The organism is Methylocaldum sp. (assembly GCF_039794385.1).
In the GTDB taxonomy this organism is placed as follows: Bacteria; Pseudomonadota; Gammaproteobacteria; order Methylococcales; family Methylococcaceae; genus Methylocaldum.
Window position 1 is genome coordinate 1 of the sequence record NZ_JBDIVO010000346.1, and the last position, 4,783, is coordinate 4,783.

The 4,783-nt window shown below is 59.3% G+C and carries 7 protein-coding genes; 6 read left to right on the top strand and 1 reads right to left on the bottom strand.

The features are described 5' to 3' along the window. On the top strand, positions 1-440 hold a 440-nt coding region (locus ABJK70_RS20370), incomplete at its 5' end, for a hypothetical protein (protein ID WP_347258926.1). 83 nt (positions 441-523) lie between these two features. On the opposite strand, the gene ABJK70_RS20375 is transcribed toward ABJK70_RS20370, so the two are convergent. Further along, positions 524-1,039: a V4R domain-containing protein gene (locus ABJK70_RS20375; RefSeq protein ID WP_077728548.1), complete on the bottom strand. Its 516-nt coding sequence runs from the start codon at positions 1,037-1,039 to the stop codon at positions 524-526. A 446-nt stretch (positions 1,040-1,485) separates the two neighbouring features. Between ABJK70_RS20375 and ABJK70_RS20380 the strand changes: the two genes are divergently transcribed. The 5 genes from ABJK70_RS20380 to ABJK70_RS20400 all read left to right on the top strand — a co-directional run. Then, positions 1,486-1,848, top strand: coding sequence for a YceK/YidQ family lipoprotein (locus tag ABJK70_RS20380; protein ID WP_156881088.1), 363 nt, complete (start codon positions 1,486-1,488; stop codon positions 1,846-1,848). 30 nt (positions 1,849-1,878) lie between these two features. Then, positions 1,879-2,856: a formyltransferase family protein gene (locus tag ABJK70_RS20385; protein WP_347258927.1), complete on the top strand. Its 978-nt coding sequence runs from the start codon at positions 1,879-1,881 to the stop codon at positions 2,854-2,856. Between the two features lie 312 nt (positions 2,857-3,168). Continuing rightward, positions 3,169-3,897, top strand: a complete 729-nt coding sequence (locus ABJK70_RS20390; RefSeq protein ID WP_077728545.1) for a TSUP family transporter — start codon at positions 3,169-3,171, stop codon at positions 3,895-3,897. A 2-nt stretch (positions 3,898-3,899) separates the two neighbouring features. Continuing rightward, on the top strand, positions 3,900-4,610 hold the full coding sequence (gene crcB / locus ABJK70_RS20395; RefSeq protein WP_205780654.1) for a fluoride efflux transporter CrcB: 711 nt from the start codon (positions 3,900-3,902) through the stop codon (positions 4,608-4,610). After that, a partial coding sequence (locus ABJK70_RS20400; RefSeq protein WP_347258928.1) for a DUF190 domain-containing protein occupies positions 4,586-4,783 on the top strand: 198 nt, incomplete at its 3' end. The genes crcB and ABJK70_RS20400, both read left to right, overlap by 25 nt.

Genomic DNA, 4,783 nt, shown 5'->3' on the forward strand with positions numbered 1-4,783 from the left:
TGGCGTTTCTGATCGGAGCGGTTCTGGCCATTGTGATCGGCCTGTCGGCGACCTTGTTCGGCCTGGATCGTGATCGTGCGTTTTATCCCACGGTGATGATCGTCATCGCGTCGTACTATGTCCTCTTTGCGGTCGTGGGCGGTTCCATGAACGCATTGATTATTGAGCTCATCGTTGCCGCGGTGTTTTTGGGCGCCTCTATCGCCGGATTCAAGTACACCTTGTGGCTTATCGTTGCCGCCCTGCTCGCACACGGCATCTTTGATTTCGTCCATGGCCGGTTCATCGCAAACCCGGGCGTGCCGGCCTGGTGGCCTGCCTTCTGCCTCACGTATGACGTCGCTGCCGCGGCTTACCTCGGATGGCTGCTCACGCGTAAGCGAGTTCGGGCCGATGCCATCCCAGGAAGCGCATCGAAGCGCATCGCAAATTTCAAATAACTAGGTTTTTGATCCGCCGACCCGGCAGCTTATCGGGCTGGCGAGTCAATCGACAGGGCGCTCGGGATAGAACTCTTGACCGGCTATTTGATCTCGCCGAGGAGTTCGAGATCAAAACCACAGGTACGGTCGCCCAATCCGCCGATGCAGCTTACCTCCACGGCTTGCGTGCGTCTTCGCGTTACGTGCTCCACGACCCCGGCGATCAGCCCTCCCTCAAAATGGCAGAGTGTACGCCCCACGGGTTGGAGACCGCTGCACGTGACGCATTCGTAGACATCGACATGAATCTTGTCCTCGGTCAGCAAGGGGACTTCGATGATTCCGATCTTGAGGGCCGCGCAGAGCCCGAGAAAGTCTTCGAGCTTGCCGATTCCAAGACCCATGCCCAGTTTTTTGCCGGCGTAATAGGCCATCGCCGAGGCACCCCTGCCGAGGATATCTTCGATCGCCACCAGTCTCAGCAGTCTGAAGAGCGCCACACCGGCATCATCCCCGAGGCTGGGACGCACGATGTTCAAGGCGTTGGCAATATCGACCGTGGGGTACCCGGCTTCAAGCACTTTCGCCGAGCCGGTAAATGGGGTTGTCGAATGCATGAATGATGGTCCTCTTCTACTTGATCGTTGCGTCAGAAGTGCAATAAAAACCGTAGAGACATAAGGCTCATTTACCCTCGCCCTGTGTCATGATCGGCCGCCCGGCGCCCCCGACCTCAGTGGTTTAGCTCAAGCATAGATGAAAATGCGAAATGCAAGGTCTAACGCCGTCCAGCCAGGAGAACACCCTATTGACGAAATTTGACATCAAGAGCTAGTTTGACCTAGCTTCATGATGCTGATGCTCGAGCCGATGGCGGTGCCAGCGGGCCTCGCCTGACAGACAACCGGATTGAGATGTTCGTCCGCCGGGAGACCGCCTTCATTTCGGAAGCCTCTACCGCCCCTCTCTTTGCTTCTCCAGGATCGGATGATTCGTCAATCCGTTCCCGAAAGCTCGGCTTCCATATAACCGTGACACCTCTATTCGTTTATAAGGAAACGCGATGAAAGTTGACGTTGGAAAATGGGCCGTTATTGTTCTTGTGATCGCCCTGGCCGCCGGTTGCTCGAGCATACGGGCGAGGACCGAGATACTCGAAAACGAGTGGGCGGTTTACCCCGGCGTTCGGCAAGACGCGAAAGAGATCGGCGAAATTTTCGGCGGCGAGCGTTCGGCATCCGCATGGCTCAACGGACTGGTGGCATCCGTCCTTATTTTCGATCTGCCTTTTTCGGCCGTCTTCGATACGTTTGTGCTTCCATACGACTGGCATCGCGTTCGCAACCCGGGCGCTTCCGAAGAAACCCGCGACTCGTCGACAGAATCACCGGCTCCCGAATCCGGGGAAATCGAAGAAGCGCGTTGATCTGAAATTCATGTTGTAAGGGATCTACTCATGATGACCGCATCTTGCATGGGAAGCTACGGAATGGCACCCGTGAGCGAGCAATATCGCTTGAATATTGCCCTGGTGGCCGAGGAAGGTGCGGGGCTCCGCGCCTTGAAGGCGCTAGACGAAAGCGGACACCGGGTTGCGATGGTGCTCACGTCGCCTCCGGACACGCGCAAATCGGCCTTGTGGTCGTACGCCGAAAGGCGCGGACATTGTCTCTTGCCCGCCTCGGCCGTCAAGGACGCCGCTCTCGCCGACATTTTCCGCGAAGAGAATGTGGACCTCCTGCTCAACGTCCACTCGCTGCACGTCGTGAATGGCTCGATCCTGGAGGCCCCCCGGATCGGCGCGTTCAACGTGCACCCGGGCCCCCTGCCCCGTTATGCCGGTCTCTACGCGCCGGGCTGGGCCATCCTCCGCGGCGAACACCGGTACGGCGTCACCGTTCATCGCATGTTCGCCGGCATCGATACCGGACCCATCGCCTATCAGACGCTCTTCGACCTGACCGAAAGCGACACCGCATTTTCGGTGGGCCTGCGCTGCGTGGAAGAGGGTCTCTCTCTCCTCTCCACTCTGGTCGCCGCGGCCGCCCTCGACCCGGCCTCCATTCCCCACATCGAGCAAGACCTCACGATGCGCGAATACTTCGGCAGGGTAATCCCCGAGGGCGGCACGCTGTCTTGGGATCGCCCCGCCGCCGACGTCGACCGCTTCGTCCGCGCCTTTTGCTATTTCCCCTTCCCGTCTCCGTGGGGAGCACCGAAGACGCGGGCCGGCACTCGGGAGATCGGGATCGTGAAAACCTCGCCCACCGGAGAGCCGAGCTCTGCGCCGCCGGGGACGATCGAGACGATGCCCGGAGGTGAAGTGTGGGCCGCGTGCGCGGACGCGTGGCTTCGGCTCGAGGTGATCACGGTCGACGGCCGGCGCGTCCCGCCGGCCACGGCGCTCTCCGCCGGAGATCGCCTGGGCGCCTGACGCCGGGGACGGCGAGGCTGTGCCCGTGAATTCCGATGCGCGCCCGGCGGCTTCGGTGCGGCGCCGGGGCCGACGTGACCCGATCGAATGGCGAGCGGCTTCGCGACACGGGATTCGAGCTGACAAAGAGCCCGCCCGACGCACCCGTTCCGATACCTTCTGTAGCCTGAAGGTTTACAATGGCGCGCCATAAAAACATTACGGGGCGAACGGCAGCTTGGGGAAAGCCTATGACATCCGGGCTTCCCTGACTGCGCGAAGCCCGGTTTAACGAGTGGCGGAAGCCAACGAGATCAAGCCTAGGGGGAATTCATGTCGGTCGACATTCTGCTGACCGTGGTCGCCACGGCCACCGTGCAGTCCATTTTCGGCGCAGGCGTCTTGCTGTTCGGCACGCCGATCCTGTTGCTGCTCGGTTACGAATTCGTGGACGTGCTTATCGTGCTGCTGCCGATTTCGATCGCCATCAATCTGTTGCAGATCGCGAAGCACCATGCCCACATCGATTTTACCTTTTACCGGAACGTGCTGTTTCTGACGCTGCCGCCCATCGCGCTCTTTCTGTTCCTGGTGACTCATACCCGGATCAACATCGGCGTGTTGATCGGATCGTTTCTGCTGCTCATCGCCTTGAAGGAATATTCGCCGACCGTGACCCGCGCCATCGACGCCCTGATGAAGTACGAAAAGGCTTACTTCGCGACCATGGGCGTTATACACGGGCTCAGCAATCTGGGCGGCTCGCTCCTCACGGCGCTGGTGCACCACAAGGACTATGCAAAGGATGTGGCCCGCGTCACCGTTGCGGCTTCCTACGCCACCTTTGCCGTGGCGCAAATCCTCACCTTGTGGCTGTTCAGCCGGTCGCAGATCGATGTGCCTTTTGCCGAAAATGCAATCTATCTGGTAGTCGGCGCTCTGGTTTTTCTGCTGACCGACGAAATGCTTTACACGCACATCGAGCAAGCCAGGTACCGCCGCATCTTCGCGGGTTTTCTGGCCATCGCCGGAATAGTGTTGATGATTCGAGCTTTGAGTTAGATATGATGAGCCAACTCTTCGCCATCGCCTTGGGCGGATCGCTCGGAGCCGTGACGCGTTACCTGGTCGCCACCGGCATCTACGCCTGGCTGGGTCGAGGCTTTCCTCACGGCACCCTGTTCGTGAACGTATCGGGCTCGTTTCTGATGGGATTCCTCACCGAACTGATGCTGCAACGATTTTCGCTGGCCGTCGAATACCGGGCGGCGATTCTGGTAGGGTTCCTGGGCGCCTACACGACCTTCTCGACCTTTGCCATCGAAACCTTGTACCTGTTCGAAGAAGGCAATCTCGCCAAAGCCGGATTGAATATTTTCTTGAGCGCCGTGTTGTGTCTCGCGGCAGTCTGGATCGGACTGGTACTGGGCCGGCAGATATTTGCCTCCGATCTCTATCCCTGGCTCGGGCACGGGTTTCCGTACGGCGGCCTGGCGCTCGCCCTGACGATCGCCTTTACCCTGGCCGCAGCGGCCGAATTCGTTTTTCTTTACTTCGATCTGTCTACCCTGTACCGGGCGATTGTCTTGATCAGTCTGCTCGGTGTGATGACCCTGGCGGCGACCTTGTGGCTCGCATTCCAATTGCCCGAAATTCGGGCGGAGTTTCAGGGTCTATTGAGCATCTTCGCCGTGAATGCCCTGCTCGGCGTTACGGCGGTCTGGTTGGGCACACTCACGGGAAACTGGTTATGGCACATCAGCAAGTCACCATAGCGCGGATTTATCTTAGGGAAGGCGAACATATCCTGTCCAAGCTCATGAAGTTCCTGCACGAAGAGGAACGGGTGGCCGGCGTCACCGTACTGCGGGGCATGACAGGATTCAGTCGAAACGGAAAAATCCGTACGGCCTCACTGGTCGACCTGTCCCTGGATTTGCCCCTGGTG

Bases quoted from the DNA above. Each gene is read 5' to 3' on its own strand.
- ABJK70_RS20375 (WP_077728548.1), bottom strand. From the start codon at position 1,039: ATGCATTCGACAACCCCATTTACCGGCTCGGCGAAAGTGCTTGAAGCC.
- ABJK70_RS20380 (WP_156881088.1), top strand. From the start codon at position 1,486: ATGAAAGTTGACGTTGGAAAATGGGCCGTTATTGTTCTTGTGATCGCC.
- ABJK70_RS20385 (WP_347258927.1), top strand. From the start codon at position 1,879: ATGATGACCGCATCTTGCATGGGAAGCTACGGAATGGCACCCGTGAGC.
- ABJK70_RS20390 (WP_077728545.1), top strand. From the start codon at position 3,169: ATGTCGGTCGACATTCTGCTGACCGTGGTCGCCACGGCCACCGTGCAG.
- crcB (WP_205780654.1), top strand. From the start codon at position 3,900: ATGATGAGCCAACTCTTCGCCATCGCCTTGGGCGGATCGCTCGGAGCC.